The sequence below is a fragment of the Candidatus Igneacidithiobacillus taiwanensis genome (assembly GCF_031962545.1).
Taxonomy (GTDB): Bacteria; Pseudomonadota; Gammaproteobacteria; order Acidithiobacillales; family Acidithiobacillaceae; genus Igneacidithiobacillus; species Igneacidithiobacillus taiwanensis.
The window spans coordinates 1-2,657 of the sequence record NZ_JAVRKK010000217.1; the positions used below are offsets into that span (position 1 = coordinate 1).

Here is a 2,657-nt window from a genome sequence, read left to right on the forward strand (position 1 = left end):
GACTTACACTCCTTTCATAATGTCATGGCGCCAGACCTCCCGCTACCATCCCGTCAACACAGTGGAACGGAATTTACAGAAAGAAAGATACACAACTTCCGGACCGCATCATTTTTGGCGTGTATGTAGTCGAGCAGCGCATCGCTGAACGGCTCCGCAATCGCTAGATATTCGTCCACATGGCGTTGCGTCTCGCGGTAGTTCGTGTCGTTCCGAGCAAGGTCAGCGTCCGCCCGCAGAAAGGTTCGCGTCACCCTCTTTGGCGCTTCGATGTGCCCAATGATCATGTCCTTATTGCCAGGCGCACGCAGCACTTTTTTCCTGGTGAAGAACACTGCATGTTGTGCATGAGGGTTGTTTTCTTGTTCCTTCCTGGAGTAGATGTGGTATTTGTCAAAAAACGTGTAGCGCCACTCAAAGCCAGTGATGACCCAGGTGACTCTCCGGCCGGTCCGGACAAGAGTTAGTGATCTATGCCTCCCGTATGGACCGTAGGCTTGTGCGTAAGCTCGTGTGTTGGCACACAAGAATTTTGTATATTCATCGAGGAGCAGAACGGCGTTATCGATGATCTCTGCACCTTCCGTTTTCTTCTTCGCCATCTCCGTAATCTTGGCGTGAGCCTGCACAATGTCTGAGATTTCTGGATGCCTTTGCAGGCTGTCATTCATCAGGTCGACAATGCCGTCGATGGCTTTCTGTGCTGCATCAAGGACGCGATTTCGATGCTCCAAAAGATTCAGCGTGACTTTGACAATGGCTTCCAGTACAGGAGCCAGACGGTACAACTCTCGAAACGACTCTGCCTGTTCTTCGTCGATGAGGACGCGCATAACGTCACGGTCTGGCAAGGATGAAGTCTTGCGTCTGTCACCGTTTTCATCCCGGTAGATGTAGCGGACAAAGTGCGGCTGTACAGACGCATTCTTGCGTGGCTTGTCCTTCGCTACTGCGACAGAGACGCCGCAGTCCTTGCCAGCTTTCTTGACTACATCAAAAAGTTCTGTGGCGATGCAATCCTCCTCCAGCAGATGTGGCAAAAGGTGCGTTTCGTCTTCGATGAAATGGTCGACATAGAATCGACTGTATGGCTCTGACTGGACGGATGCTGCATACGCTTTGCGTGTTTTTGGGTTCAGGATGAGCTGCTCCTGGGTTCCAAACCAGAACTTCCCATCCGGTCGTTTAGTACGATGACGCAGAATAGGCCCGCCCTCCTTCGGGCCCAATTCGTCGTGCGGCGTGAGGGGAAATCTCCGTTCCCTTTTTGCTGTCTTGTTTGTCTTTCCATCAGGATCTTTTGTTGTCATCCGCACTCCTTTTGTTCAACTGCCGACACTGCTATGTGCACCAAAACAGGGAATGATGGTCGAGAAATCCGATGCGATAGTGGGTGAAAATCGCCGATCTTGCCGTTGAGGTTTTGGCGCGTCATTGCGCTTTGTGGCGTTCGTTGATCGTGGCGTTTTTGTCATTATGCTGCACTTGCCGTTTCTGTATTGTGCGTCGATGTCGCGCAATATAGTCTGGCTTCCTGTAGCTCTATCCCGCGCAAAGCGCTGACATGGTCGTTGCGATTTTTTGGGTAGACTGCACTTTGCGTCGATGCGAGATGGTGACGATTGTGCCTTTATGCGGCACAGATTCAGTTGGTATCGTCTACCATGGTCGCGCAAAATCGTCATGATCTGCGATGCACTCTTGCTTGCAAAACGCTGATCGAGTCGTCCAGCTTTGCGCGGCAAACTGTGGTTCGTCTCGATCGTGGAGTTCGGAGATTTTGTCGAGAACGCGCACGAGTGTCGTTCGCTCCACAGCCCAGAATCTTGCAAAATAGTTGAGCGATCTGGATCGCGCATGGGCGAAATCCGCCGATCTTGCGGTGGCGTTTTTTGGCGCGATCTGCGCTTTGCGTCGATGGTGGTCAGCGACGATTTTTGCTTCATGGGGGGCTGGTTGTGTTGGCTTTGGTGGTCAGGATAGAGCAAAGCGTGCCGGAATCCGATGCCGAGACTCTTCTGTTCTGGCTGGCGATGCGCATCCATCATCGGATCTTTCTTCGCTCCTTGCGGGCGTGCTCTTCCTCTTCCTCGCGAATCTTTTTCTGGATGATCCGGATGCTATCCATGGTGTAGATCACGATGATCTTGAAGGCGCGAAAGACCTGGGTGATCAGTACCCATACAGCGAGCAGGAGCTTCCCTATCCCCTGGAGGAGCAGCACGGTGAGGCTGCGGAATCCCTGCGAGAAGATAAAGAAGAATACGGCGACGCCAAAAACGAGGACCGGCAAATAGGCAAGCATTGCACTTCCTTAGTACAGATGATGGAGGCCGCCAACAGCTTTTTTGAGCGCGAGGCGTCGTCTGATCTCATCCTTGGTTTTCTCGAAGAGCCAGTCGTACTTTTGGATCACCTTCTGCACAACCACTTGCTTGCTGTATTGCGGATACTGTCGGAACATGGCCTGGAAGCCTCCGTGGTCCATCGTGAAAGCTGGGACGAGAATGAGCTTTCCTTCTTCCTCCTCTTTCGCTGGTTTGTGGGCTTGGATATGGAAGTTGTGTATCTTTCTTTCTGTAAATTCCGTTCCACTGTGTTGACGGGATGGTAGCGGGAGGTCTGGCGCCATGACATTATGAAAGGAGTGTAAGTCC

Annotated in this window: 2 protein-coding genes; one reads left to right on the plus strand and one right to left on the minus strand. The window is 52.1% G+C overall.

Features of this window, described 5'->3' with window-relative positions:
• Window positions 1-53: 53 nt before the first annotated feature.
• Window positions 54-1,310 carry a hypothetical protein gene (locus RTI30_RS13890; protein ID WP_312284095.1) on the minus strand — a complete coding sequence of 419 codons (1,257 nt, stop codon included), beginning with the start codon at window positions 1,308-1,310 and terminating at the stop codon, window positions 54-56.
• A 527-nt stretch (window positions 1,311-1,837) separates the two neighbouring features.
• On the opposite strand from RTI30_RS13890, the gene RTI30_RS13895 reads away from it, so the two are divergent.
• Window positions 1,838-2,614: a hypothetical protein gene (locus RTI30_RS13895; protein ID WP_312284096.1), complete on the plus strand. Its 777-nt coding sequence runs from the start codon at window positions 1,838-1,840 to the stop codon at window positions 2,612-2,614.
• Window positions 2,615-2,657 lie beyond the last annotated feature (43 nt).